General features: G+C 61.4%; 1 pseudogene. It reads right to left on the bottom strand.

Annotated elements, in window-relative coordinates:
* Positions 1-165 precede the first annotated feature (165 nt).
* A pseudogene (locus tag AACY49_RS30155) lies at positions 166-554 on the bottom strand (hypothetical protein); the annotation flags it as partial.

The raw sequence follows: 554 nt of genomic DNA, 5'->3' as shown, positions 1-554 counted from the left end.
TGATCCGCGCCGTGGCGAACTGCCTCCTTGCCAATCGCATCAATGGCATCGAAGCGTGCCTCGGTAAGTGCGGCGCGGACCTCCGGCTCAAACCGCCCATAAGGCTTTCCGAGCTGCCAGTCGGCTGTGTGAATGAGCTTCATCGTGGCTTCGCAGATCGGTGTGTCATCGCAATCCCATCGCACGGGCCCAGGCATCGACCTGACCAAAGGCATCCTGCTGCCACTCGTCCGGCGTTCGGCCGTCCAGGATATCGGAGCCTTCGACGAAATTGCGCACGCACGTCGGCCCGTAGCCGTCCGGATCGTCGAATTTCGCCACGACATGCGCGAAGCCGTCCCGGCCACTCTGATGCTCCAACAGCGGGCGGCAATCGTCCGCAAGCGCATCGATCCCGCCGGGATAATTCCGGATCGAGTAGTAGACGTCATAGGCGTCTTTTTGTTTGTATCGGCCGTCGAGCGCGAAGCCTTTCATGGCGAGAAGCGCCGGAATCGAGGCGACAGCGATCATCACCTTGTTGGTCCCGCCCTTGGGCATATCGCCTTCGATCG

The sequence above is a fragment of the Pseudomonas sp. EL_65y_Pfl2_R96 genome, assembly GCF_963970905.1.
Taxonomy (GTDB): Bacteria; Pseudomonadota; Gammaproteobacteria; order Pseudomonadales; family Pseudomonadaceae; genus Aquipseudomonas.
The sequence above is the reverse complement of the archived record's forward strand: the minus strand, read 5'-3'. Positions and strand labels throughout refer to the sequence as shown.